The organism is Reichenbachiella sp., from assembly GCF_039944555.1.
Classification (GTDB): Bacteria; Bacteroidota; Bacteroidia; order Cytophagales; family Cyclobacteriaceae; genus Reichenbachiella.
The window spans coordinates 662,131-687,611 of the sequence record NZ_JBDUYN010000007.1 but is presented as its reverse complement, the minus strand read 5'-3'; the positions used below and the strand labels follow the sequence as shown (position 1 = coordinate 687,611).

Sequence of the window (25,481 nt, the reverse complement as noted above, 5' to 3'; positions counted from 1 at the left end):
AGATGCTTTCTTCAACTCTTATTCAAAAATATACTCATCTTTTTAAGATTCTGGACTTTGATCACGACGGCTTAATTCTCAAGCAGGACTTTGAAAGTTTGGGCGAGAATGTTTCCATTTTCAGATGCCTCATGCCTCCACATGAAATTGAGGCTTTCATTACCAAAAGAGGGCAGGACTTTTGGGATCGCTTACAACAATTTCTGAGCAGGCAGCAACCATCCAGGTGTAATCTGGACAATTGGTTGAAATTTATGGAAGCAGTAACCGTCAATGAAGAATTTGGATCGTTTGAAGAGATTGCCAAACAAGCAGCGGAAGATATTTTCTTCATCTATGACAAAGACAAGAACAACTTCTTATCAAAGCAGGAATACATGTGCTTTTTTGTATCACTAAGAGTTGAAATCAAATTCATTGACATCTGCTTTAAGAAACTTGATCTGAATAATGATTTGCAATTGAGTAAAGAAGAGCTGAGTACCGCGATTCAAGAGTTTTTCTTAAGTGAAGACACCAAAAAACCTGGTAATCTGCTATTTGGGAATCCTGAGAACTATCAATTCGAAACCCGAAAATCGCTGTACAGCGATGTCTGATTAAGTACTACACTCCGCAAATTAAGGCCTGCAGTTGAATTTCTAGAGTTACAGACACCATCTATGTAAGATGGCTGACTGATGACATCCCATGCCTAATTCAATCTACAAGAGCAATTACTGAAGCTTTCATGATGTAGTCATTGATACCTCGCGAATAATTCACCCAACAAGGGTGAAATTAAATTATACGTTGCATTTGGTCGATGAATGTAACTGGTATGAATAATTATCAGTGATTTTGTCATTAATAGGGTCTGATTAATCAGCCCATCATAATTAATTACAAAATACTGATAAGCTATCGACGCACCTTATTCATTTGTACCCTGACGGCTAACTCTTGCGAAATTTCAATTATTGACTATGACTGATTTGAAATTTTCAATAGTGAATGCTAAACCTCAACTCATTAGATCTAAACAATAAATTACAATGATTAAACTTTTTAAGAAAAAGAAGAAGAAACTCCAAATCAAATTCGATAAAGACTTTAATTCTACAGTAGTAATCAAAGACCACACGATACTCTTTATCGGTTCAAAAGAAGCGTGTGAGGTATATATTGATAATCACAAAAATGAATAGTTTTAGAAAATTATCAACCTGTATCGAAATTCAAAATTATGATGCGTTTGGTCATCCTTCTCATTAAGAGTTCCTATTCATGAATCGTTAGTAATGGTATCTGGATTTGCATAGCTATTTTCTTAGTTATACTGCCGTGCAAGAGTCGATCCCAAAACCCGTGATGTCTGGGAAACATAGCGAGCATATCCAGTTTATGACTATCTATAAAGTCAAGGATGCCCTCCAAAGGTTCTGACTGGTTGATCCACGCATACGAAACATCTACACTTGAAAGTGAGTCAACCAACTTCATACGTTCGCGGGCTTTCTCTATTATGGATTCCTCATCAGTGTCTGTAGAAATATTGAAAATTTTAAGTTGTGCGCCGGTCATTTTGGCAAATAGGATCAAAATATCCAGCTTATCCATGTCTTTAATGCCATGTAAGTCAGCAGCAAATCCAATCTGCTTGATTTCAAACGCATCGACATTTTCGGGAATTACCAGTACGGGAACCTGAGCAAATCGGATCACATCTGAACTTACGCTTCCTACCAATTTCTCCAGTGTATCATGACTGCCCTTAGTGCCCATCACGATCAGGTCTATGCCATCTTTTTCAATGCAGGTGTAGATGGCATCTTTGGTAGGGGAGACAAACTTACGCGTAGAAAATCCTACACTCTTTAGACCGGGTACTTTGTCGGTGAGTGCATCGAATTGTTCTTCTATCTGATCCTCGTAATCCTGGAGTATGGGTTCTATAATGGTGTTTGCAGCTACTACATCAGCATGCGGATAAGCTGGCATGTGAAAGGCATTTACCACCTCGATACTCGCCAATTGCCCTTTGGCAATTTCAACGGCAATCTTAAGCGCGTTGACAGAGCATGGAGAAAAATCTACAGGTACTAATATTTTCTTGATTCTCATGACTGTTGGTTTTTGATAACAATTCAAACTTACCCTATGAACGGAAAAATTTCATTGATCTGTGTGGGGCGGAAAGATGATTTTAGTCATAAGCGCATGATCGGTAAATTTCTGAAATTAATTAGTCATCTTCAGGATCGCTTCCAATTGAGCACCATGATACATAGCGTGTCCGTAAACATGGATGAGAATCTTGGCGACATCGCAATTTTCACCTACCGAGGAAGTCAGGCCTTGCAAATCCACTTTTCTGTTTAAGGATACCTCTGACTGATTGACTTGTTTTATCAGTGCAATGGCTTCATCGAGTGATGATGAAATCTTTGAAAAAGAATGGACGGCCTTTTCAAATTCTTTATCCAGCGCTCTTGTTTTGTCAGGCTCTTTAAGATCCAAAAAACGATCAAGTTCAGCATTGCTCACCTTGTCAGGAATGAAGTAGAATTCTCTTAATCGGGTGTAATTATCTCTGTAACCAGGAACGTCAAGAATTCTCTGAAGCCAGAATTTCGTTGCTTCAGCTACGTGATAAAGAATCACTGAAGCGTTATTGCCATTTGGGAAAAGTGAATTTTTAAGTGGTATTTTTTGAGAGAGGTCTTGTATTCTTTTGAGTCTCTTCAGGAGTTGGTAGGTGTGTTCGGCCTGTATTTTCATATCCCGATCTGCTCGATTTTCTTAAGACAAAGGGTTTCTGTGAGCTGCCTGAGTTGTTGTATGCAGTCAGTCAATAGCAGGAGTTCTTCCTTGCTGATCCGGTACTCATCCATTTTGTAGCGGGCATCTATGTAGGCGCTGCGCAGTTTTTCAAACAATTGGATTTCCTCCTTCGTGCTTCGCGGAAACACATCAAACTGCCCGTCACAATTCCGCACCCTTAGGTCCAGACGCTCCAGATCGTGCTCCTTGGGCCGGTAGTCGGTATATACGAGTAGGATGGCTGTGTAGAAGCGCTCGGTGACCTGATGAAGCATGAAGGCCGCGTTTAAAAGACTTTCTCTCTTTAATGCATTGGTATAATCTATTAAAAACTCATTGGCACTGGTAAACCACTGGTCAAAATAGCCTTGTGCTTTTTGCTGAGCCTCGGCAGGGGAGAGCTTCTTGGGGTTTTGCAGTTGAAACCGACCGGAATCATACAGGAAGATGCCTTCTTTTTTGATGTCTGAAAGAAGTAGTTGCCCTCGGACAAGGACTGGTTGAGGTGCTTGATCGAATGGAAGATCAGGCTGACGGGGGTTTTTATCAGACTCCTTTCTATCAGCTTTTGCTTGAGTTCGGTTTCTATCTGGATGCTCTGTTTCAGGTCGTCGTGGGTGGTGACCACCAGTAGGTCGTAGTCGCTCTGGTATTCGTATGTGATTCCCTTTTCCACATATCGATCTTCGACGAAGGTACCTTTGGCGTAGCTGCCAAATAAGATTAGCATTTCTACCGCTTTATTTGTGGTCAGCAGATGGGTGATTTGGTCTAGCTCTTTTCGCTTGTGTTGCGGTAGGTTTTCCGGTAGTTTATTCACGACCACAAAGTAAGAAATATTTAGGATTTACGCTGTGGTCAGGGGCAGAAGAATGTGGAAGTTTGAGAAATGACATGGAGCCACATATTTCCATTCCGCTCAAATGTACCAGCTAAGCCTACCTTTTTGTTGCAAGTCCGTCTCCGTAGAATTTTTGGGATCGATTCGGATGCCGGATTGTTGCTCCGTCAGATTTTTAGAAGTGTTCAGAATCTGAATCGATACTCGGTCAGGTTTTTTGCTCCGAAGGAGCTTAATGGGGAAGGGGCATACTGATGACAGACAGGCATCCGCTCTTTCTTAGCAGATGTAGGGAAAAGGTACGGTAGGGAGGAGAAATTGAAATATTCAAATTTATTGATACATTTGAATATAACTGATGAGCTCGATATGAGCTATTTACTAAACTTAACCAACTAACCATGAAAAGTAAATTTTCGTCTTTTGTAATTTTATTTACACTCGTAGGTGCAAGTTGCACCAATACTTCTATAAGCGAGGTCATGTATCTTAATGCTGACTTTGAGAATCAAAATACCAGTACAAATCCGGTGGAGCTATTCGGCGATCCGGTAGGTGATATGATGGAGACGTCAAACGCTGATTTCACCATTGAATCCGGATCTGCTGTAAGTGGTGGACAGAATGGAGGTAAGGCTTTAATATTTGAGTTTCCATTTTCTTCTAATGTTACTCAACCGGCAAGCCATATAGACCTTGTCTTAAATGAGCTTGATGATGATGGCAAGGCTGTCATTGTAGAAATGAAATTGGCAAAGAATTTCTTTTCCAATCCTGGAGGAGTTATAAACCAATCAGCTAAGACCTCGATTATTCAATTTTTATTGAATAATGGAGATTTGATCACAGAAGTAAAATTAGATGGACTTAACGGAAATATTACGGCGTGGCCATCAAAACATCTTGGAAAACTGAATGAAGGGACGCTAAACAGTGTTGAGGCAACCGTACTTAGGTTGATCATTGATCATGAAAATGGAAACTTTAGAGCGGGTATTAACACTACTCCGTTTGGCTCTGCTCTGCCTTTTGCTTCAAGCCCTAACTGCGAGGGGCAGCCCACTTGGTGCTTTAAGTTTGATAGAATCAGATTCCTATATCATTCAGGGCTTGGCGTGGCCGGTAAATTAATTGTTGATGATGTCACAGTAAGATCTTTTCGTAGCAACTCGTCGCCATAAGTGATTGGGTCGTAACCTCAATAGCGCGCGTTTAGCTTTTTCAGCGTAACGCGTGCGATGTATCGGTGAGAGAGAATTTTTATCTTTCAGAATGCCTGAGAAGTATAAGTTTCGTGATCCAGAGGGAGCTGTTGGGTTTTGTGCCGACGGAATAAGTCACACGTTACGCTATCGCTAAACGCGCGCTAGTGGGGGATTTTGTTATACCAACGAAATTAACGAAATTCCAATTATACACATAAGCCAAACTAATGCAAGATAAAATAGGGGTTCTGAGGCAGACACATTTGACAATGTCAATAGTGTGCTTTACCACCATTGCTTTTAGTCTTAGTCCTATCGCCTCCGGTGATCGAGTATTAACAACTTTAAAAGAGATGCGAACCCTTTCTTTCTCATCTGATCTTATAGATTTTTATATAGACGTGAAAGGTTACTCAGACCTTGCAGGATTTTCAGACAATGATACTTTGCTTATTATCAGGCAAGAATTCTTTAGTGAGAATGATAATTTTTCATCAATGTTAGAAAAAATTGATGGCTCATTCTATTTTAGTGCATGCAAGTTAATAGATCGGGATTCAGAATACTTGAAAACCCATTGGTATAATAAAAAGGGGTATAGAGAAAAAATTAATCAATTTAAAGATACAATTGGTTGGGATGGGAGGATAGCCTTTTGTATCGAGCAAAAAGTCCCTGCTTTAATTCTAGAGAAGTTCTTAAAGGATAGTTGCAATGTTTCTGCTGCTCAGTTAGAATTAACACTATCAAAAGAGCAAAGGAGTATTGGTGACTTAACAGCTAATAGTATTATCACATATCTCGGCGATATTTCTACCGGAGAGAAAAACAGCATTCAGCTTTTTGGGATTAGCATTTCAAAGAAACTCTTAATTATTGGGGGTCCGCTAACACTGTTGATACTGGGGTTTTATTTTTATCAACATTTGAGAACCTTAGAATTAAAAGGAGAAACGGGCTTTGCGTTTATCCCGCTTTATAGAGACACTTCAAGTCTAATACTAACCTACTTTTTTCTTTATATTATTCCCATAGCGTCAACTATTCTTTCAATTAGAATGAATTTCAGATTCTTTTTTTATGAAGGAAATTCCACCCTTCTTTTATTGGTTGTTATAATTCTTGCTCAATTTATTTTGGCGATTGAGACCGACGAAGTGTTGAGACATAAGAGATCTCTGGCATAACCTTACATAAAAGATTCATTGAAATGTCAAAATGTATGTATTCTAATCACTCCCCAATAGCGCGCGTTTAGCTTTTTCAGCGTAACGCGTGCGATGTATCGGTGAGAGAGAATTTTTTTATGTTTCAGAATGCCTGAGAAGTATAAGTTTCGTGATCCAGAGGGAACTGTTGGAGTTTGTACCGATGGAATAAGTCACGCGCTACGCTATCGCTAAACGCGCCATCTGGGGAAGAACAAAAGCAATTCTATTCATACCTGACTACCCACTATTTTTTTTTGATTTTTTGCAACCATATATATAACCCTCCGTTATATATAACTGAGAGTAATAATTTAATACTCTATAGTTCATTGAAGTATTGTTAGTTTCAGACATAGACGATTGAGAGAAGAGACTATTTGGTTGAGAGGAAATACACTAAATCCTTTTTAGGATCGAGGTAAGGGCTCTCTATTTTTTTAAACAGTAGAAAATGATCATGGACATTGAAAAAAGAAAAGTCATTCATGATTATTCATCAGAATGTTTGCCGAAAGCAAGTTCAATTCGGCATCATCAATAACCTCTTAGTTTAAATTTGGAATGTAGATTGTGAAATGTGGCATACAACTTTTAGCCATTTTCAAATGGAAAACAAAAATTAGCCATTCATTATCTTCAATCCAATTGCTTCGGCCGAAAGCACCATTCACTTCGGCCACATTAAGTACAATTTAATTTTTCTCACACTGCTGCTGCTAGATTGGCCTTGTTTGGTTGATCTGGTTTTTTTGAAATGCTCTTGAAGGAGCACTTTTAATGTCAATCGACTATCTAACCAAGGGTTGGGTAGTTATTTGGGGTTTGGCTAAAGGCCAAATTTTTACAGAAAACGGTACATCATTTATAGATGATGGTTGTTGTTGGCTCAGGCCAATTATTTGTCTCTTGGTATTAAATCGTCTGAAATTATGAAAAAGAAGAAACAAGCAATATTGGAATTGAACAATGTGTTGTCCAAGTACGACAGCATTCTTAGCACGGATGAAAAGGAGGCTATTTTAGTCGCCAGAGGTCATCTGGAGAGGAAGAATTTTGGGTTGAAGGAGATGAATGAAATCGCTTTCACTTTGTTGAGAATATTAGCAAAATCCGAGGTTCTGGAGCAGGTTGCGAAGATTTTAGGTAATTAAAAAAATGGATGTAAGTAAAGCGGTAAAAAATCTTCGAAAGAAGAAGGGGTTAAACCAAGTGGAGTTAGCTGAAAAAGCCGGGCTCACTCAAGCCTATATTTCTAGGCTTGAAGCGGGCAAAGTAGAACCGACCTTGACAGCTTTAACTAAGATCTGTTCATCTTTAGGCACTTCACTTCGTTTTCTCTTTCTAGTGTCAATGGAGGATATGGATCTCAAAAGTGACAAAAAACAAATGTATGAAGATATAAAGCCGATTTTGGAGAAGCTTATTTCCTAGCGATTTTATTGTCTTCCTACATTAAGTGCTAATATCGTTATTATGAAATACCCAATCACCAATATAGTATTGCCAATCAAACCGATGCTTGATTTTTTCTTACCCTCTTTTCTTTCATAGAATGAGGCTGCTATGCCAGCAGTGTTAAGTCCAAAAGCAACATTTAAAGCCAATGCTGATAATGCCATTTGATTATGTCGAATTCCAAGAGTCTCCGAGAACGGAACAATAACAAAAGCAAGCGCAATAAAGCCAATGCTGATCAGCAGTAGTTTATTAGTTGTAAGAGACATTCGTATGACTATTTTTTCCATCCAAAATATCAATAACCACAGACATTTTATACTTAAATAATTCCAGCTTCGTAGAACATAGCCAGTAGTAATGGAATCGAGATTAACATCGAGATAATCAGAGGCTTCCATATCTTTTTCTTTTGATAATCCTTTTCCGACCCCAAATACTTACCAAAAAAATATTCGGCCAAAATAGCTCCTCCTATTAGATTCAACAAATATGAAATTGATGACTGAGGCCGTTCTGGGATATTAACAACATAAACTGTCAATGCTGTATAGACAATAGAAAGTCCAAGGACGATGTACGCCTCCTTATCCTTATTCAAGGATTTTAGGTTTCTATATAGAAGTACTCCTCCAAAAATTGTTGAAAAGAAGAATGAGAAGCCTTTTATAGCCGTTTTTGAGTAAACCATTGGTTTAACATCAACTGAGATGTTTCCATCTTCTGAAATCGAATTATTATTATCCATATTTTATCGCTTGGTGTCGAATTTAATAAGAAATTACCATGATGCCATCAAGTATCTTACAGTATGATAAAGCCCGAATAGCGCACATTTAACTATCGCTACACGCCATATAGGGCATGCACATCAAGCACGAAGGAGATAAGAGCTCAATCAAGCATTATTGAGGTAAAAAGGAATTGATTTCAGAAACCAGAAATTTAGAATTGTATGATACTAAAAGTTGGATTTGAGGTGTCGATCATAGCACCGCAGCATAACACCGGACATAAAAAAAGCAGTCACATTTCTGTAACTGCTTTCGATTAAGAGCCCCCAGTCGGATTCGAACGGGGACGCCCAGTCCAACGACCGGTCGTTGGTTATTGCTGATTAGACATAAAAAAAAGGCCTTGAATTTCTTCAAGACCTTTACAAGAGCCCCCAGTCGGATTCGAACCAACGACCTACTGATTACAAGTCAGTTGCTCTGGCCAACTGAGCTATGGAGGCTAATATTTTTAATCTCCTTCTCTTTTAAAGGAGTACTTAAGTCAGTTGCTCTGGTCGAAACGTCGAACCGCAACTAAGCTATGGAGGCAATAAATTCTTACAATTTGCTGACCCTTTTGGTCATTTGCGTGTGCAAAAGTAAAGCAGAATTTTTCACTTGCAAGCAACTCAAGAAATTAATTCTTAAGTTTTTTCTAAGCGATTGATTATCAATGTTCCGCGTAGGTAATCAACTTTAATTCTTCTTTGAGTTCCTCCAGTTCTTCTTCTGCCTTTCTGATCTTTTCTTCGAAATCTTTGAGCATGTCGCTGGCCGTTTTAGAATTGGCGAAGAAACCTAAATTGTTCTTCCAGGTAGATACATCCTTCTCCAGGTTTTGAATCTTTCTTTTGATCGAATGCTCCTTGCGCTGCAACTTATGGTCGCCATGAGGTCCTGATTTCATCTTGTTGATACGAACAAGCGATTTCAGTTCTGCCAATTCCTCTTCATCGAAGTCTTTGGCCTGTGCAATGATATTTTGCAAAGCCTCCTGATATCTGTTTTGGATGGACTTGATTGCTTTTTTGGGCACAAACCCAATAGCATTGAAAGCATCCTGCAAGTCGTAGACCTGCTGAGGATGTAAATCTTCGGCACCAATTAGAGCCTCAAGGGAAGCACAGATATCCTCCTTCTTCTTCAGGTTGCCATCGTAAGAAGACTCCATTTCTTTCGAATGGTCACGCTTCTTGTTGAAAAACTCATCGCAGGCTGCTTTGAATTTTTTATAGATCTTTTCACGCTCTTTGCCAGGAACAGGGCCAACTTCTTTCCATTCTCTTTGCAGCGCTTTGTAAGCATTGGCTGTTTCGTTCCAGTCTTCACTGCTTTGCAGCTCGATGGCTTTATCTACCAGTACTTGTTTGAGTTTAAGGTTCTCTTCACGCTGAGAATCCAGGGTTTTGAAGAATGCAGACTTGTTGTGAAAGAACGTTTTAAAATCGCCCCAAAACCTCTTGTTAACAGCTTTGGCCTGGTCTTTTGGCATGGCGCCAACCGATTCCCATTCCTTTTGAACAGCCAACAGCTCTTTGGTCTTACTGTTCCATTCACCAATGCTATCGGACGTGAATGAGGCGTAATCGGCAATTTTGTCTGCCAGTTTTATTTTCTTTTCATAATTCTCACCTAGCTCTTCTTTCAGGTGCGAGATATAGTCTTTGCGTTTGGCATAGACCACATCAGAGGCAGCCTTGAATCGCTGCCAAGTCTCTTCCTGCACTTCTTTGGGTACAGGGCCTATGTGCTTGTAATCCTCATGAAGTTCATTCAATCTTTTGATGGCCTCATTTAGATTTTCGAGTGCATCCAGTGCTTCAGCTTGTTTGCAAAGCTCTTGTTTGGCCTCTAGATTCTTTTTTCTATCGAGTTCCTTGAGCTCAAAGTAGATACTTCTGTGATCGTAGTAACGATCCATGAGCGCATTGTAATTGGCCCAAAGTGTTCGATTGTGCTGGTGGTGTACCGGACCAATCGCCTTCCATTCTTCCTGCAACTTTTTCAAAGCATTGATGCTGGAAGTATTTTCGTCGTCATCCACGAATACTCTGAGTCTTTCGAGCAACTCATTCTTCAGCTCAAGATTTCGCTCTTTCTGCTTTTCTTGCTCTTTGGCATTTTTTGATTTCTTTTCGCGTAGAATTTTAAAATACGCTTCAAACTTGATGGAGAACTCATCCAGCTTGTATTGGAAGTCGTCTTTAGAACCACCGTCAGCTATGAATTTCTCCAAAGCTTCAGCTCTTTCTTTTTGAAAGATCACATCATAACTCTTCTTGATGTTGCCAATATCGAATGTCTTTCTGAACCCATCTTCCTGATTGGAAAAATCGGCCAGGGCCATAGTCAGTTGTTCTTTGGTGTAGCTGGTATAGTCAATTTCCTCGCGTGGTTCTTCTTCCTTTTTCTCAGATTTTTCTTCTGAGGTACTGGCAGCTTCTTTTTTGGTTATTTCCTGAACCTCGGCTTCCGGTTCTTCAGCCGGTAGTTCAGTAGTCTCTGCAGCCGGTTCTTCTGCTTGGGTTGTTTCGTCATCAGTACCGACAGACGCTTCTTCCAAAGTTGAGGTATTTTCTTCCACCGCCTGAGGTTCTTCGGTTGTTGCCTCAGCCGCAGTTTCGACTTCTTCGGCTTCCTGTTCTTCAGCGGGAGCTTCAGTAGCTTCAGTTTCGACCTCTTCGCTTGCCAGTTCTTCAATGGAGGTCTCAATGGCCTCGGTGACGGGTACTTCTTCTGTCGTAGGCAAGGTGTCCTCTGCAGTCAAAGTCTCTTCCTGGTCGGCCTCAGTCTCTTTAGGAATTTCTTCAGAAACTTTCTCTTCCGGAATTGCGGCAGCTTCTGGTGTTACTTGGTTTTCGGTTGAATCGGAGGTGGAATCAAGTGTATTTTCATTCTCATTAGTTAATTCAGGGTTTTCCTGAACAGCCCCCGGATTCGTCGATTTTTCATCTGTTGATCCAGTCATCTCGTTCTCTTTAATCATAAATCTTTTTCTCTACACTATGCAATTTATGCATTTTTTGTGGCATTAGTTCATATTGGGATCACTAGGGTAGTTGGCGAACATTTTGAACTTACCGCCCAAACTTTCCAATACGTCTTTCCATAACAGCTTTTCGTCGACATCAAATACACGATTAGCCGATAGGCCCTTGCATACGATCCAAGACTTGGCAGCTAATTCTTCTTCCAACTGACCAGCAGCCCAGCCGGAATAACCAAGGAAAAACCTGAAGTCGTTTGGGTCGATTCGTTTTAAATCTATGAGAGATAACAATTCATCATAGTCACCCCCCCAATAGATACCGCCACCGACATCTCTTCCGGTACGTATCAGGTCGGGAGCACGATGTATAAAATGTAAGGTGTCTTGCTGCACCGGACCACCTATGAATAGCCTTTCTTTAAAATCCGAAACCTGTTCGATCACATCTTCGAAATAGGCAGATGAGGGTTTATTCAAAACATAGCCAAAAGTCCCGTTCTCGTCATGCTCGCAAAGCAACACCACGGTACGCTCGAAATTGGGATCGGGAAGATAGGGTTCTGAGATCAGGACGTCTCCTCGTTGGGGGTTGAATTTCTGTTTTGAATGAAAGTAATCCATAAGCTATTTGGGTTTAATGTAATCTTGGAGATAGCGGCATGGCTTCCATAATTTTGCCTTCTATCTCATTCATTTCTTTTAGTCTTTTATAAACATCATTTTCGTCAAAATAGATCAAGGCCATTTTTACGAATACTTCGCCATGTTTGGCTTCAGAGGCCCAAAGGTCTTGGTAAAACTCTTTGAGTTTGCCCTTTGGTAAACTTTCATAGACCAGCCTGAAACGCTCTGCTCCTCGATTTTCTACAACAGAGGCCAGTAGCAGCCTGTCCATAAACCTTTCTTCGCGTCCGCTTCTACAGCTTTGTATCAACTGTTTAACATATTTATCCTCTTGTATCTCATGGTTGAGTTGGATGCCTCTTTCTTGCATGATCTCGTAAACAGATCGGAAATGCTCCAATTCTTCTACGGCGGTATCGATCAATTCAGGTAGAATCTCCAGCCTGTCTGGAAATTTTGCCACAAAGCTCATGGCCATCGAAGAGGCTTTACGTTCGCAGTCGGCATGGTCTTGAAGGAAGGAATCGAAATTATTCATTACAGTATCGACCCATTCGGGTGAACTGTCGTAGCAAAGGGGTACTCGTAGCTGCATATTTTAAGATAATGAATTATGTAGTTATTTGGGTTTGAATCTGAGAATTATATATGCATAATTAATGATTTCGGTGATATTTGTAACACATACGAGAAATATTAACATTAAGGATGGCAAAAGAATTTTTACCCGGCATGAGAAAGGATTATGGAAAGGACTCACTGACCAAGGAGAGTGTGCATCCGGATCCCATGATGCAGTTTGAAGAGTGGTTCAAAGCTGCGATGAAGTCTGATGGGGATGAAGCCAATGTGTTGACTTTGTCTACGCTTGGTGAAGATCAGATTCCGGAAGGAAGGATTGTCCTGCTGAAGTTTTATGCCGAAGACGGATTTACGTTCTATACCAACTACAATAGCAATAAAGCGAGGCAGCTTGAAAAACATCCATATGCCTCCATGACCTTCCATTGGAAGTCTCAGGAGCGACAAGTAAGAATTAAAGGCAAGATCAGCAAAGTTGATCCCATCATTTCTGATGAGTACTTTAAAGAAAGACCCTATGGCAGTCGAATAGGAGCATGGGCTTCACCACAGAGTCAGGAAATTCCGAACCGAGAGTTTCTGGATGATCGAGTGGAAGAAATTCAGGACAAATTTGAAAATGAAAGTGAAATTCCCAGACCTGATTTTTGGGGTGGGTATTTGCTGGAGCCAGTCAGGCTGGAATTCTGGCAGGGTCGTCCCAGCCGATTGCATGATCGTATTATTTATGATTTGGTAGATGGCCAGTGGGTGACCAAAAGACTGGCACCTTAAGTTTCTGTTGTGTCCAATATTTACCTGGGGCGATACGCTTATCCACACACTTACCTTACCAAAGGTAATTATGGTACGCCGGATATTATTGTCGTGCTGCCTTGTCACAACGAACCGGATTTACTGACTTCACTAAATGCTTTGGAATTGTGCGATAGGCCTGAAGACCAGGTTGCTGTGATAGTTGTTATTAATGCTTCCGAAAAGAGCACTCCTGAAATCAAGGAGCACAATGAAAAGACCCTAGTCGATTGTCAATTTTGGTTAGGTCAGCAACCGAAAAAATATCAATACCATTTCATCCTGGAAAGTGAGTTGCCTAAGAAACATGCCGGGGTAGGGCTGGCGCGCAAGATCGGAATGGACGAAGCCGTGCGTATCTTTGAAGCGCAAGAGAAGGACGGAGTCATCTTGTGTTTCGATGCGGATAGCACTTGTGAAACTAATCTATTGATTGAAGTAGAGAAGATCTTTATGGATAATCCCAAAACTCCGGGCTGCTCAATCCACTTTGAGCATCCGCTCGAAGGAGACCTGGAGCCGGAGATTTATGAAGGCATTCTCAACTATGAACTTCATTTACGTTACTATGTAGATGGACTGAAGTATGCGGGCTTCCCTTACGCCTTTCAGACCATCGGGTCTAGCATGGCCGTGCGGTCTTCGGCTTATCAAAAGCAGGGTGGCATGAATCGTCGCAAAGCAGGAGAGGACTTCTACTTCCTGCACAAGATCATTCCTTTGGGAAATTTCAAAGAATTGAATACCACCAAAATCATCCCGTCACCCAGGAGATCAGATCGTGTTCCCTTCGGGACAGGTAGGGCAATAGGTGCCTGGTTAGATGAAGGTAAAGTTGAATGTCTAAGTTACAACCATCAGATTTATAAGGATTTAAAACAATTATTCAGTCTGGTAGGCGAAATGTACGAAACGGAGACTGCCGAAACGGTATGGAGCGATCTTCCTGTCACTATTCAGCAGTTCGTCCCACTGGAAGAGTTCATCGCTCAGATTTCCGAATTCAAGACTCAGGCGAATTCACTCACTATTTTTCGAAAACGATTCTACCAATGGTTCGATGGCTTCAAAGTGCTGAAATTTGTGCACTTCGCCCGGGACGAATTCTATCCAAATGTCCCGATAGCTGAAGGCGTGGATTGGTTATTTGAGACCATGGGTATGGATGCCAAAGATTGGGATTTGAGAAGGAAGTTGGTGGAGTTAAGGAGAGTGGATTGCTCTGATAACTAAAGAGCAATTATTATTTACCCGACATCTGAAATCTTTCTCCTCTCATTTAGGTTATATTTAGTATTCACATCCTTTCACCGTTATGAAGAATATAGTTGTCCTGATATTATTGCTGTCCTGCTTCAACATCTCTATTGCTCAGGAGATGGATTTTAAAACCATCAAACTATTGATTGCCAAAGAGGCCACGGTCGTAAAGGAAAATGATAATGTAGTGGAGTACAATTTTAAAGGGATGCCCTTGATACTGATCACGGATGAAAATGCCAATAGGATGAGAATCATGGCCGGTGTAGTTGAACAATCAGTACTCAAAGAAGAGGATTTAGTGACTTTGATGGAAGCCAACTTTGACCGAGCTTTGGATGCCAAATATGCCCTGGCCAACGGGATCTTGTGGTCGGTCTTCGCACATCCTCTGAAACAACTCGAAAATGATCAATTGATTGATGCTTTGTATCAAGTAAGGAATTTAGTAGCGACCTATGGCACCACCTACCAAAGTACCAATTTGCAATATGGGAAGTAGGTACCTAATGGGTACTATGACCTGTGATAGGGTTTGATATGAAGGTGTAGTTGCACCATAGGCATCCCTTCGGGACCAACTACACCTAGCTGGGTATTTTTATTCCTTTATTTCAATCATAGGATTTGGATCGGTTAGCTGAGGAATATCATTAGGCATCTGGGCATAACTCCCTTCTATGGATCCCATGCATTCCTTCCCAGTTATTTTATCGATGAAGTAACGTCCGAATGCCATTTCATTATCGATATGAATTTTATACATAGCCGAATCTTCAACAATACTATTGTTAAAACCTAGTCGCGGCACACCAAAGGCATTGATGACAAAATCAATTTTTACTTGTTCGTCCTTTGTAGGAATGTAAAATCGATCCATTCCCCAAGTATCAAATGGTGAAATATTCTGATTAGTAAGGTCAACTGCAAAATCAAAATTCAAATTTTCATCCTTTCTGTCCAAGGGTGTAAATTGGATCGTTCGTCTGAACTTTACCACTACTTTTTCGGTGTTTGCCCATGCAGTAATTTGATATTCCTTGGCATTAAAAACGAAATCAGGGTATTTGGTCTCCAGTAATTTATTAGCCCGTTCGATTAACGAGTCTTTTTGAAGGTCTTTAAGATTTGGAGTAGTGTTATCCATGTTTTGAGCCAATACAATTGAATCGATCATGAAGACAGCAATGACTAGTATAATCTTTTTCAACTGATGAGAAGATTTAAAAATGGTTAGTTGCTAATGTACTTTTTTTTGGGTGGATAATTCTTTACATGCCTTAATTAGAAGTCCCAGTCTCTTATGTAGGTTTGTCGCTCACTGTAAGTGAGCTCCAGAGGGGTATGATATGAAGTTGTAGTTGCACCATAGGCATCCCTTCGGGACTAACTACACCTGGTTGGGGAGAGCGTAGATTTAGAACGCCAACTTATTTAGTCGACACTAAAAGCTCTCTTACATCCACGTCGAGCGGTATTACTTTTTTTCTATTAAAATATTCCTTTAATTACTGGGAATAATTCAAAACTCAGTCAACCACTGCTCAAACCAACTCATGGGTAATCCACGTACTACGCTCTGGCTTACGCTATTTTGCGTATGCTTCTCTCTTACTGCTTTGGCTCAAGGGCCGAGCTACCAACCACCTGCAGAAAAAGAAAAAATTACAAGTACAGGTGCATGGTTTGGTTTCTATACCAAGTATCATTTTAACGATAAGTGGGCGTATTATGGCGAGTACCATATCCGCCGTAGAAATGGTTTCGACGATATGGCTCAAATCTATTTGCGATTCGGTGTCACCTATAGTCTGGCCAAATATGCAGATCTAACCGTTGGCGTGGTGAATCCTTACTATTGGGCACCAGATCAGGACGACCCAAACCTGGACAAAGTGGTTCCTCAGTTTAGGACCTGGGAGCAGCTGGTTTTTGGTACTCCTTTCGATCATATCAAAATGTATCATCAGATCAGATTGGAACAGAGGTACAAACGTGATTATGAAAAGGGATCTGATTTTAAACTCACGCACCGATTTAGATATAAACTAACCCTCTACGTGCCGCTCAATAAGCCGGCATTTGAGAATCACACCTTGTTTTTAAGTTTGTACAACGAAATCTTCATACAAGCTGGCAAGACAGTGGTTTACAATCACCTCGAGGACAATAGGGCGTTTGCCGGCTTAGGCTATAATCTCAGCGAGCAGGTTCAGGTTCAAGCCGGATACATGTACACCTTCAGACATTATAAGGAACCGCATACGTATGAGCATCGAAGTATCTTTCGTTTAAGTTTCTATCACCATTTAGATTTCCACTTAGACGAACACAGGGAGAAACGAGACATGCCGATTCATTGATTGTGGGTTAAGGCTAGTTGGAGAAAACACCAAAGTGGGGCAGGTGCATTTAAAATCAGATCCCTGTCAGGCTTACTCTTCATCAGACAGCTGAGGTTTCAAGACAGTCCATACTTATCCAGGCACAACCCTGACAGGGCTTAAAGGCTGTTTAAATTTTAAATGCGTTTGCCCTGCAAACAGGGGTGAATATTTATAGAATGACGATGACTTATGTATCTTCGCGCGCTTATAGATAGATCCGAATGCCATGAATATTTACGAACAGATTGTATCCGAAATTCGCTCGGCGACCCGTATCATTATTACTTCTCATAAATCGCCAGATGGAGATTCTATCGGTAGTTCGTTGGGATTGTTGAGATTTATCGAAAAGTTAGGACATTCGGCTGTGGTTTGTCACCCGGATGCTGCCCCTGATTTTTTAGAGTGGGTGGGTCTTAGCCCCATTTTATTAATGACGGATCAGCCAGAGGAAGTGACGGCAGCCTTTGAGCAGGCCGATCTAATTTTCTGTTTGGATTATAATGATACAGATCGTATCGGACCAGATATGCAAGCCTTGTTGGAGGCCGCCACTTGTAAGAAAGTGATGATCGATCACCATCTCAACCCGCAAGACTTTCCAACATTGAGCGTATCGGATACTTCGTCGTCATCTACAGCCCAACTCATCACAGAGCTAGTGGTTCAGTCTGGTTATGAGAAGTTGCTCGATCAACACATCGGCACGCCGCTATATCTTGGTATTTTGACTGATACCGGTAGCTTTCGATTCCCAGCGGTGCAACCGCGTACGCATGAATTATTAGCCAAACTACTGGCAGCTGGCGTTCAACATCACTTGATTCACGAAGTACTCAACGATACCAATACTGCCAGTCGCTTGCGTTTGCAGGGATTTGCCATGAGTGAAAAATTGGAGATTTTGGAGGATTATCAGGTGGCACTTATTTCCTTGACCAAGGAAGAACTGGCCAAGTACAATTATAAAAAAGGGGATACGGATAGTTTGGCCAATTTAGCCTTGTCTATCAAAGGGATGAAAGCCGCCATCATGCTTGCCGAACGAGATGGCATAGTTAAGATGTCCTTTCGATCTAAAGGTGATGAAAATCCGGTCAATACCTTAGCTTCTGATCACTTCAGTGGTGGTGGACATGCGAATGCTGCAGGGGGAATGAGCAATGAGTCTGTGGGGGATGCCTTAAAAAAAATTAAACAGGTGATACCAGATTATTTTTCAAAGGGATCTCAATCAGCGAGTCATCAAATTGATTTATAGGTTTCCGGAATGGGTTTAAAATTCTGCACTTTTGGTGTAGAGTAGTTTATTGTAAACCAATATTGACCGCATAATCAAAATAGGTCAATCACCTACTTCACCGCCAACACTCGAAATTCTACCCGACGATTTTTCGCACGCCCTTCTGCATGATGATTAGAGCTAATGGGTTCAACCTCGCCATATCCTTTGGCAACCAACCTCGTACTGTCAGCACCTTTGGAAACCAGAAAATCTACCACTGACTGCGCCCGCGCATTGGAGAGTGCCAAATTGTCGGAAAGAGAGCCGACATGATCTGTATGCGCTGCTATTTCTACAACCAGTGTTCGATTGTATTTCAGGAATTTGTAAACAGCAGCTAGTTCGTCATAGGATGATTTTTCCAGCTCACTGGAATTGGAAGGAAATAGCACCTCATCCAGGGTCAGCTTTGCCCCCGGTTGGATGAATTGTAACAAGACCTCATGATCAATTTTCTGGTAACTATTGACGTCGGACAAATCAAGGGTTTCTTTCAAAAACAAGTAATTCTTAGACAGGGCATAGACCGAGTACTTTTTGCCCAAATCTAGTGTAAGTGTGGTGTCACCAGGCGTTTTGCCTCTAAACAGTACTTTCTTCGAACCTATTTGCTTGATCATCAGACTGATTGGTATGGTTCGTTTGCTATCCTTGTCCTTGGGCTGGAAAATCACTTTTGGCTTCTCGGGAACCATATTCACATCGATCCAGTGTGTATCAATAGATACATCATTTACTCCAAGAGTTGCTAATTGATCTGCAAAACCTTCTTTGCTGATTGTGATCTGATATCTTTTGTTGTACTTCACATCAAACGAATTGCCTTCGGTGACTATCTCACTGCTATCTGCCAAATTCAGCACAGATATTTTATCAGGAGTTAATTTTTCCTGTGTTCTGACATTGGTTGCGTGAACAATTCCTTTTCCAGTGTAAGGGGTGAGTTGTATATCCTTATGAACGGGACAGTAGATTTTGGGCATGGAAATTACTAATTCTTCTTCTTTGGGATAGTAGCCTGCAGATACAACTTCCAGCTGGTAGGTGCCTTCCGGTAAAACGAGCGTAAATGACCCATCTGTATGATTGCTTGGAAGGTTTGCTATTAATTTGTTTTTTTCTTGATTGTAAACTTTCAGGTTAGCCGAAAGCGGTGTAGCTTTTAAGTTAGTAACCACTCCTTTTACGTTGATTACCTTCTTAGGTCGCAGATGTTCGGGTATGTAATAGGAATAAAGGTCATAATTTCCTGCCCCTTTGGTATTCAGATATATATTTTCTGCCACAGAAGACACAGAGGCGAAATAATCATGACTAGCCGTATTCGCATAATTCAACCAAAGAGGTTCCGTCCATTCGTTGTTTCCGAGGTGTCGAACTTGAAAAAGATCAAAGCTGCCCTCAAGCGTATTTTCTCGTATGGACGAAAAGATAAATGTCTCATTGTCAGGCATGATTTTAGGAAATTTCTCGCAACCCTGATTGATTTTCTCTGGAAGGGCATAGGGTTCTTGCCAGTTACCGTCAGCATCTTTGTGAGACACCATCAAGGTGTAGCAACTGGATTGTTTCTCCAGATTCTTATTAAGACGCATGAAATAAAGTGAATTACCATCAGAAGATATACTTGGAAACCCTTCATACTGCTTGCTGCTAATTGGTGCACCAATATTTTGTGGAGTGCCCCATAAGTCACCTTCTCTTTCAGAATAATAAATATCCTCGACACCAAGTCCACCATTATAAGAGGCGAAGAAGAAAATGAAATTTCCATCGTAGGAGAGACTGGGTCCCCCAATCAAATCCGTACTATCACCATAATCGTTGATTTTTCCTTGCAGCAATGTGGGTTCAGACCATTTGCCTTCTTCGTTTTTAATTGATTCATAGAGTTGATAATCTCCATTTCTGTTGGATTGAAATACCATTTTGGTGCCATCTGCACTAATAGATGGTGCGTATTCAATATATTCGGAATTCAAACTGGTCAGTGTGACTCTTTCAGTTTGTGCTCTGAGGTCGGTAATCAGGATAGTCAATAAGAGTATTAAGGCCGTTCTCATCATATCAGTGATCTTTCTGAAAGTAACTAACAGCCTATTTAGCATATTTATTATGCGTGCTATTCCTTTTTTGCTTCCAATTCTCCTCTGAGGTATTGATTATACTCATCGCAGGTGAGTTTTCCTGATAAACCAGAGTAGGGACAGGTTTGATAAACTGCGCCAAACTTACCCGGAGTGATTAAGACTCCAGTACCGTTGCAAAGTGGACAGTGCATGTAATCGCCGGGGCAGTCGAAATAACCTTGTGTAGTGAGCTGTTTCTGGGTTCTATCAATTTCTTCTTCCCGCTGCTTCCTGAAGGCTTCACCCGCCAATTCCAGATATTCGGTCACCTCATCATAGTATTGTCCGGTGGTACCCTTGAGTTCCATATACTTATTAAGCCAGTTGATCGCTTGTTTGTGTTTGCCAAGATGGTAAGAATTTCTGCCAAAGTAGTACGCCAGGTTACTAGGCAACTTGGTCATCTTACTAAGTGCATCTCTAAAAAATTGATCAGCCGCTTCATAGTAGCCTGCCTCCATGGCTTCTACACCCCGATCCATACTAGTGAGAGCTTCACGCTTAAGAATACCTTGAGCAGAGGACATTTGCCAGGCGACAGTTAAAAATAGGGTTATTACAAGTGACTTTGCTAAAGGCATAAGTGATATTCTAATGGTCGTTAATAAAACAAATTCCGTTCATCTACAGATTCTAAGAGTAGAAATGAATGACGTTAGGTTGTTCAGAAGTACCAATCGTCAGTCGGGCCAATGAGGACGACGTTATTGTTTATTAGGAGACTAATGTTTAATTCTACTAAAAGGTTGCAAAATAGAGCAACTGATCAAAAAACGATACGAAAATTGCAAAATATGATAGTGTTTTCTTGAATAATTGAAAATGTGACTTTTTTTTCAGCCATATGTTTTGATATTAAAAATTAGATGCCCACATTTGAAACGTTAAATAACACAATGAACAACACAAGAGCATTTTTCTGGAACTATTATTACTTTTATTTCTATGCGATAGCAAAGGGGTGGAAAGAATAGTTCTTTAGTGTTTTTGAAGAAATATAGCAAAGCCCCGAAATAATTCGGGGCTTTTTTTTTACCAAAAAACGAATAACATAAACTAATGGAAATAGGCATACAAGGGGTAGAGGGATCATTTCACAACGAGGCGGCCAGTTCATACTTTGCTGATCAATCGATAGCGATCCAACCTTTTCATGACTTCAGGTCATTGGCGAAATCTATAAATGCCAAACAAATGGACTATGGAGTAATGGCCATTGAAAATACAATAGCCGGAACTATCCTGCCCAATTATGCACTTATCAACGAATACGATCTCAAGATCACAGGAGAAATCTATACAAGGATAGAAATGAACTTGATCGCGCACAAAGGCAAAAAGGCCGAAGACCTTGATCAGGTTTATTCTCATCCAATGGCCTTGCTGCAGTGTGCGGACTACCTAGCTAACTATCCACAAATCAAACTGACCGAATATGACGACACGGCCGATAGTGTAAAACTGATACGAGACAATAAATTAGAAAGTGCCGGAGCAATTGCCAGTAAGAAAGCTGCGGAGATTTTTGGTATGGATATTTTGGAAAGCAACATTGAGACTAATAAGAAAAACTATACAAGGTTCCTTATTATGAAAAGCCGAAAGAATGGTCATGATCATATACCTCAGAAGGCGTCTCTAAGAATCATTACCAAGCACGACCCGGGAGCATTGGCTGATGTGCTGCTCATCTTTAAACTCAATGGCATTAACCTAACCAAGATTCAATCCATGCCCATTTTAGGAAAACCTTATCAATATGCCTTTAATATTGATGTAGTGTGGGAGGATTATGATAATTATAAAGATGCACTGAATGCCTTGAATACTAAGGCAGAATTGGTAAAGGTGCACGGAGAATATAAAAAAGGAAATATACCAGCGGTATGATAGAGGTAGCAAACAGAATTGCGGAAGTAAAAGAGTATTACTTCTCCAAAAAACTTGATGAGATCAGAGAGATGAATGCTCGCGGATGCGATGTTCTCAACCTGGGTATAGGAAGCCCTGATCTGCCACCAGCCAAGCAGGTGACAGATAGATTGGTGACAAGTGCCAGTCAATCAAATACACATGCTTATCAGTCCTATCGATCTATTCCTGAGTTAAGAAGTGCTATTTCGAAATTTTACGAAAGACACTTTGATGTGAGACTCAATAGTGATACAGAAATTTTGCCTTTGTTGGGTTCAAAGGAGGGCGTGATGTATATCTCAATGGCCTTTCTGAATCCAGGAGATACGGTGCTAATTCCAAATCCCGGTTACCCGGCTTACAAGACTGCAGCTGAAATGATGGGAGCAAAAGCTATTTCATTTGATTTAAAAGAGGAAAATAATTGGTTTCCGGATTTAGAAGGTATAGATGATGAAGTATTGGCTTCGGCCAAAATGATGTGGGTGAATTATCCCAATATGCCGACAGGACAAAAGGCATCAAGAGAGCTTTTTAGCAAGCTGGCAAGATTTGCACAGGATCATAACATTCTTGTTGTCAATGACAACCCATACAGCTTTATTCTCAATGAAAATCCAATGAGTTTGCTTTCAGCACAAGGAGCCATGGAAAACTGCCTGGAACTCAATTCCATGAGTAAAGCATTTAATATGGCAGGATGGAGAGTAGGTATGGTCTGCGGCAGAGAAGAATATGTAAATGCAATCCTACGAGTGAAATCTAATGTAGATTCAGGTATGTTCAAACCGGTGCAAGAGGCCTCAGTAGAAGCCCTCAGTCTACCGGCATCCTGGTTTGATGGAGTAAATGCTGAATACATGGAAAGAAGAAAGTTGGCAACGAAGATCTTGGATATTCTGGAGTGTAGCTATGATATCGGACAATCAGGCATGTTCATGTGGGCAAAAATACCGGAGGGAAGAAAGAGTGAAGAGTTTATAGAAGAAATTTTACAGGGAAGATTTGTGTTTGTTACACCCGGTACCATCTTCGGATCGAATGGTGAAGGGTATATCAGAATCTCACTTTGCTCAAATAAAGAAATGTTTAACACGGCTATCCAAAGGCTGGAAATGGTAAAAGCATGATTGTATCCATAATAGGACTGGGTTTAATAGGAGGTTCGGTTGCACTAAAGTTGAAAAAGAGTGGCTTTGCGGACCAAGTGATTGGAGTGGATGTCAACGATGAAAATGCTGATAAGGCCAAGGCACTTGGATTGGTAGATGATTGCCTGGTATTACCGCAAGCGCTGTCCATCGCTGACTTAGTGATTTTAGCTATTCCAGTAGACTCTATCCGGAAATTACTTCCAAGCATATTAGATAGAATAGATGAAAATACGACTGTAATTGATCTAGGCTCTACAAAATCCGGAATCTGTGGTGCGGTTTTGGGTCATCCTAAGCGCAAGAACTTTGTAGCCGCTCACCCTATAGCGGGTACGGAAAACTCAGGACCCGAAGCGGCCTTTGATTCTCTTTTTGATGGCAAAACTGGAATCATTTGTGATAAGGAAGAAAGCCAGGAATCTTCCTTTCAGTTGGCAAAGAATTGTTTGGAATCTTTGGGCATGCACGTGGTAGAGATGGACAGCAAATCTCATGATTTGCACATTGCCTATGTATCACACCTGTCTCACATCAGTTCGTTTGTTTTGGGACAAACCGTATTGGAAATTGAAAAGGACGAAGCTAGTATCTTTAATATGGCAGGTAGTGGATTTGAATCTACCGTGAGATTGGCGAAAAGTTCGCCCCAAATGTGGGCTCCAATATTTAAACAGAATAAAAAACACATCTCAGACTCTCTGGGAGCATACATAGAAAATTTACAGGCATTCAAGCAGATGGTCGATGGAGAGCAGGAAGATGCTATGATCCATTGTATGGATAATGCAAATGACATTCGACGCGTGTTGGATGGCATCAATGACAAATCGAATCAAACAGAAAAACTGAATCAAATTATTTAGAGTATATAAAGACATGGACGTAAAATTAACTTTATCCCCACTGGAAAATTGGATCGAAGGACTGGACCAACCACTAGTGATTTCTGGACCTTGTAGTGCAGAAAGTGAAGAGCAGGTGTTGGAAACTGCAAGACAACTAAAGGAGCATACCGACATCAAAGTGCTAAGAGCCGGAATCTGGAAGCCAAGAACTAGACCAGGCGCATTTGAGGGTATCGGTGTAGTTGGGCTTAAGTGGTTGAAGAAGGCAAAAGAAGAAACGGGTTTACTGACGGCAGTTGAAGTGGCCACGGCAGAACACGTAGAATTGGCATTGAAGTTTGGTGTAGATATCCTTTGGGTAGGAGCGAGAACTACTGTAAATCCGTTTGCCGTTCAGGAAGTAGCTGATGCCTTAAGAGGTTATGACGTTCCAGTATTGGTGAAGAACCCAATCAATCCTGATTTGCAGTTGTGGATTGGGGCTTTAGAAAGAATCAACCAGGCAGGCATCACTAAACTTGGCGGTATTCACAGAGGTTTCTCTCCAATGAGCGGTTCGCAATATAGAAACGATCCTTCATGGGAGATTCCTATTGAACTGAAAAGAATTATTCCAGCATTGCCAATCATTAGTGATCCAAGTCACATTGCAGGCAACAGAACCCTGATCGAGCCAATTTCACAAAAAGCGTTTGATATGCAAATGAATGGTATCATGATCGAGTCGCATATTGATCCGGATAATGCGCTAAGTGATGCCAAGCAGCAAATTACACCTAAGACCCTGGCTGGAATATTAGATCGATTGATCATCAGAGAGGCAGCCACTGAAAATGTTGATTTTGAATTGAGATTGAAAGAATTGAGATCTAAGATTGACAAAATCGACAATGAATTGTTGGAAGTCATGGGAGCAAGAATGCAAGTTGCTGAAGAAATTGCACTGCACAAGAAGGAGCACAACATTACGATTCTCCAGGTCAATAGATACGAAGAGATTATGAATGATAGAGTACAAAAAGGAAAGAACGTCTTGCTAAAAGAAGATTTTGTGAAGCATTTGTACGAGTTGATCCACAACAATTCAATTAAGCGACAGACTGAAATTATGAATACAGATAAGAAGACTGAGAAAGTTATCTAAGTCACATAGTTTCTTATCGAAAAATCAAGCCAACATTATCTGAAATTTACTCGGATGATGTTGGCTTATTTATTCCACTCATT

Annotated in this window: 27 protein-coding genes and 1 tRNA gene; 15 read left to right on the top strand and 13 right to left on the bottom strand. The window is 40.8% G+C overall.

What is annotated here, in order from left to right; all coding sequences use genetic code 11:
• The first annotated feature begins 2 nt into the window (after positions 1 to 2).
• Together ABJD64_RS11435 and ABJD64_RS11430 are read left to right on the top strand one after the other, a co-directional pair.
• Positions 3 to 599, top strand: coding sequence for an EF-hand domain-containing protein (locus ABJD64_RS11435; RefSeq protein ID WP_348178831.1), 597 nt, complete (start codon positions 3 to 5; stop codon positions 597 to 599).
• A gap of 435 nt (positions 600 to 1,034) precedes the next feature.
• Complete coding sequence (locus ABJD64_RS11430) at positions 1,035 to 1,187, top strand: hypothetical protein (RefSeq protein WP_348178829.1); 153 nt, start codon at positions 1,035 to 1,037, stop codon at positions 1,185 to 1,187.
• 73 nt (positions 1,188 to 1,260) lie between these two features.
• On the opposite strand, the gene ABJD64_RS11425 is transcribed toward ABJD64_RS11430, so the two are convergent.
• The 4 genes from ABJD64_RS11425 to ABJD64_RS11410 all read right to left on the bottom strand — a co-directional run bounded on the left by ABJD64_RS11425 (position 1,261) and on the right by ABJD64_RS11410 (position 3,622).
• Positions 1,261 to 2,103, bottom strand: a complete 843-nt coding sequence (locus ABJD64_RS11425) for a universal stress protein (RefSeq protein WP_348178827.1) — start codon at positions 2,101 to 2,103, stop codon at positions 1,261 to 1,263.
• A 117-nt stretch (positions 2,104 to 2,220) separates the two neighbouring features.
• Positions 2,221 to 2,760, bottom strand: coding sequence for a hypothetical protein (locus ABJD64_RS11420; protein WP_348178825.1), 540 nt, complete (start codon positions 2,758 to 2,760; stop codon positions 2,221 to 2,223).
• Positions 2,757 to 3,128 carry a HEPN domain-containing protein gene (locus ABJD64_RS11415; RefSeq protein ID WP_348179490.1) on the bottom strand — a complete coding sequence of 124 codons (372 nt, stop codon included), beginning with the start codon at positions 3,126 to 3,128 and terminating at the stop codon, positions 2,757 to 2,759. Before ABJD64_RS11415 ends, ABJD64_RS11420 begins: the two co-directional genes overlap by 4 nt.
• Positions 3,128 to 3,622: a nucleotidyltransferase domain-containing protein gene (locus ABJD64_RS11410; protein WP_348178823.1), complete on the bottom strand. Its 495-nt coding sequence runs from the start codon at positions 3,620 to 3,622 to the stop codon at positions 3,128 to 3,130. Before ABJD64_RS11410 ends, ABJD64_RS11415 begins: the two co-directional genes overlap by 1 nt.
• A 422-nt stretch (positions 3,623 to 4,044) precedes the next feature.
• Here ABJD64_RS11410 and ABJD64_RS11405 point away from each other — a divergent pair, with 422 nt between their 5' ends.
• The 4 genes from ABJD64_RS11405 to ABJD64_RS11390 all read left to right on the top strand — a co-directional run bounded on the left by ABJD64_RS11405 (position 4,045) and on the right by ABJD64_RS11390 (position 7,490).
• Complete coding sequence (locus ABJD64_RS11405; RefSeq protein ID WP_348178821.1) at positions 4,045 to 4,824, top strand: hypothetical protein; 780 nt, start codon at positions 4,045 to 4,047, stop codon at positions 4,822 to 4,824.
• A gap of 251 nt (positions 4,825 to 5,075) precedes the next feature.
• Positions 5,076 to 6,035 carry a hypothetical protein gene (locus ABJD64_RS11400; RefSeq protein ID WP_348178819.1) on the top strand — a complete coding sequence of 320 codons (960 nt, stop codon included), beginning with the start codon at positions 5,076 to 5,078 and terminating at the stop codon, positions 6,033 to 6,035.
• Positions 6,036 to 6,988: 953 nt separating this feature from the next.
• Positions 6,989 to 7,210 carry a hypothetical protein gene (locus tag ABJD64_RS11395; RefSeq protein ID WP_348178817.1) on the top strand — a complete coding sequence of 74 codons (222 nt, stop codon included), beginning with the start codon at positions 6,989 to 6,991 and terminating at the stop codon, positions 7,208 to 7,210.
• A 4-nt stretch (positions 7,211 to 7,214) separates the two neighbouring features.
• On the top strand, positions 7,215 to 7,490 hold the full coding sequence (locus tag ABJD64_RS11390; protein ID WP_348178815.1) for a helix-turn-helix transcriptional regulator: 276 nt from the start codon (positions 7,215 to 7,217) through the stop codon (positions 7,488 to 7,490).
• Between the two features lie 5 nt (positions 7,491 to 7,495).
• Here the strand turns inward: ABJD64_RS11390 and ABJD64_RS11385 are convergent, their stop codons facing one another.
• The 6 genes from ABJD64_RS11385 to ABJD64_RS11360 all read right to left on the bottom strand — a co-directional run bounded on the left by ABJD64_RS11385 (position 7,496) and on the right by ABJD64_RS11360 (position 12,498).
• On the bottom strand, positions 7,496 to 7,804 hold the full coding sequence (locus ABJD64_RS11385; RefSeq protein ID WP_348195107.1) for a hypothetical protein: 309 nt from the start codon (positions 7,802 to 7,804) through the stop codon (positions 7,496 to 7,498).
• Positions 7,805 to 7,836: 32 nt separating this feature from the next.
• Positions 7,837 to 8,262: a hypothetical protein gene (locus ABJD64_RS11380; RefSeq protein ID WP_348178810.1), complete on the bottom strand. Its 426-nt coding sequence runs from the start codon at positions 8,260 to 8,262 to the stop codon at positions 7,837 to 7,839.
• A gap of 415 nt (positions 8,263 to 8,677) precedes the next feature.
• A tRNA-Thr gene (locus ABJD64_RS11375) sits at positions 8,678 to 8,751 on the bottom strand.
• A gap of 209 nt (positions 8,752 to 8,960) precedes the next feature.
• Positions 8,961 to 11,276, bottom strand: a complete 2,316-nt coding sequence (locus ABJD64_RS11370) for a DUF349 domain-containing protein (protein ID WP_348178808.1) — start codon at positions 11,274 to 11,276, stop codon at positions 8,961 to 8,963.
• A 45-nt stretch (positions 11,277 to 11,321) separates the two neighbouring features.
• Entirely contained in the window at positions 11,322 to 11,900 is a 579-nt protein-coding gene (locus ABJD64_RS11365; RefSeq protein ID WP_348178806.1) for a YqgE/AlgH family protein, read from the bottom strand.
• A gap of 13 nt (positions 11,901 to 11,913) precedes the next feature.
• Complete coding sequence (locus ABJD64_RS11360) at positions 11,914 to 12,498, bottom strand: tRNA-(ms[2]io[6]A)-hydroxylase (RefSeq protein ID WP_348178804.1); 585 nt, start codon at positions 12,496 to 12,498, stop codon at positions 11,914 to 11,916.
• A gap of 113 nt (positions 12,499 to 12,611) precedes the next feature.
• On the opposite strand from ABJD64_RS11360, the gene pdxH reads away from it, so the two are divergent.
• The 3 genes from pdxH (at position 12,612) to ABJD64_RS11345 (ending at position 15,042) form a co-directional block, all read left to right on the top strand.
• Positions 12,612 to 13,259 carry a pyridoxamine 5'-phosphate oxidase gene (gene pdxH / locus ABJD64_RS11355; RefSeq protein ID WP_348178802.1) on the top strand — a complete coding sequence of 216 codons (648 nt, stop codon included), beginning with the start codon at positions 12,612 to 12,614 and terminating at the stop codon, positions 13,257 to 13,259.
• 9 nt (positions 13,260 to 13,268) lie between these two features.
• Positions 13,269 to 14,513 (top strand): family 2 glycosyl transferase, encoded by a 1,245-nt coding sequence (locus tag ABJD64_RS11350; protein ID WP_348178800.1) that lies wholly within the window; start codon positions 13,269 to 13,271, stop codon positions 14,511 to 14,513.
• Positions 14,514 to 14,595: 82 nt separating this feature from the next.
• Positions 14,596 to 15,042 (top strand): hypothetical protein, encoded by a 447-nt coding sequence (locus ABJD64_RS11345; protein ID WP_348178798.1) that lies wholly within the window; start codon positions 14,596 to 14,598, stop codon positions 15,040 to 15,042.
• A 99-nt stretch (positions 15,043 to 15,141) separates the two neighbouring features.
• Here ABJD64_RS11345 and ABJD64_RS11340 read toward each other — a convergent pair whose 3' ends face one another.
• The gene (locus tag ABJD64_RS11340) at positions 15,142 to 15,750 is read right to left on the bottom strand and encodes a hypothetical protein (protein WP_348178796.1); all 609 of its coding nucleotides are present in this window, start codon (positions 15,748 to 15,750) and stop codon (positions 15,142 to 15,144) included.
• Positions 15,751 to 16,096: 346 nt separating this feature from the next.
• Here ABJD64_RS11340 and ABJD64_RS11335 point away from each other — a divergent pair, with 346 nt between their 5' ends.
• On the top strand, positions 16,097 to 16,903 hold the full coding sequence (locus ABJD64_RS11335) for a DUF2490 domain-containing protein (protein WP_348178794.1): 807 nt from the start codon (positions 16,097 to 16,099) through the stop codon (positions 16,901 to 16,903).
• A gap of 250 nt (positions 16,904 to 17,153) precedes the next feature.
• Positions 17,154 to 18,188 (top strand): DHH family phosphoesterase, encoded by a 1,035-nt coding sequence (locus ABJD64_RS11330; RefSeq protein WP_348178792.1) that lies wholly within the window; start codon positions 17,154 to 17,156, stop codon positions 18,186 to 18,188.
• A gap of 92 nt (positions 18,189 to 18,280) precedes the next feature.
• On the opposite strand, the gene ABJD64_RS11325 is transcribed toward ABJD64_RS11330, so the two are convergent.
• Complete coding sequence (locus ABJD64_RS11325; RefSeq protein ID WP_348178791.1) at positions 18,281 to 20,320, bottom strand: OmpA family protein; 2,040 nt, start codon at positions 20,318 to 20,320, stop codon at positions 18,281 to 18,283.
• Between the two features lie 14 nt (positions 20,321 to 20,334).
• The gene (locus ABJD64_RS11320; RefSeq protein ID WP_348178789.1) at positions 20,335 to 20,922 is read right to left on the bottom strand and encodes a hypothetical protein; all 588 of its coding nucleotides are present in this window, start codon (positions 20,920 to 20,922) and stop codon (positions 20,335 to 20,337) included.
• Between the two features lie 478 nt (positions 20,923 to 21,400).
• Here ABJD64_RS11320 and ABJD64_RS11315 point away from each other — a divergent pair, with 478 nt between their 5' ends.
• The 4 genes from ABJD64_RS11315 to ABJD64_RS11300 are packed head-to-tail and all read left to right on the top strand — an operon-like array spanning position 21,401 to position 25,398.
• Positions 21,401 to 22,231 (top strand): prephenate dehydratase, encoded by an 831-nt coding sequence (locus ABJD64_RS11315; RefSeq protein WP_348178787.1) that lies wholly within the window; start codon positions 21,401 to 21,403, stop codon positions 22,229 to 22,231.
• Positions 22,228 to 23,385, top strand: a complete 1,158-nt coding sequence (locus ABJD64_RS11310; protein WP_348178785.1) for an aminotransferase class I/II-fold pyridoxal phosphate-dependent enzyme — start codon at positions 22,228 to 22,230, stop codon at positions 23,383 to 23,385. The genes ABJD64_RS11315 and ABJD64_RS11310 overlap by 4 nt, the downstream gene beginning before the upstream one ends.
• Entirely contained in the window at positions 23,382 to 24,272 is an 891-nt protein-coding gene (locus ABJD64_RS11305) for a prephenate dehydrogenase (RefSeq protein WP_348178783.1), read from the top strand. The genes ABJD64_RS11310 and ABJD64_RS11305 overlap by 4 nt, the downstream gene beginning before the upstream one ends.
• 13 nt (positions 24,273 to 24,285) lie before the next feature.
• Positions 24,286 to 25,398 (top strand): chorismate mutase, encoded by a 1,113-nt coding sequence (locus tag ABJD64_RS11300; RefSeq protein WP_348178781.1) that lies wholly within the window; start codon positions 24,286 to 24,288, stop codon positions 25,396 to 25,398.
• The last annotated feature ends 83 nt before the right edge of the window (positions 25,399 to 25,481 follow it).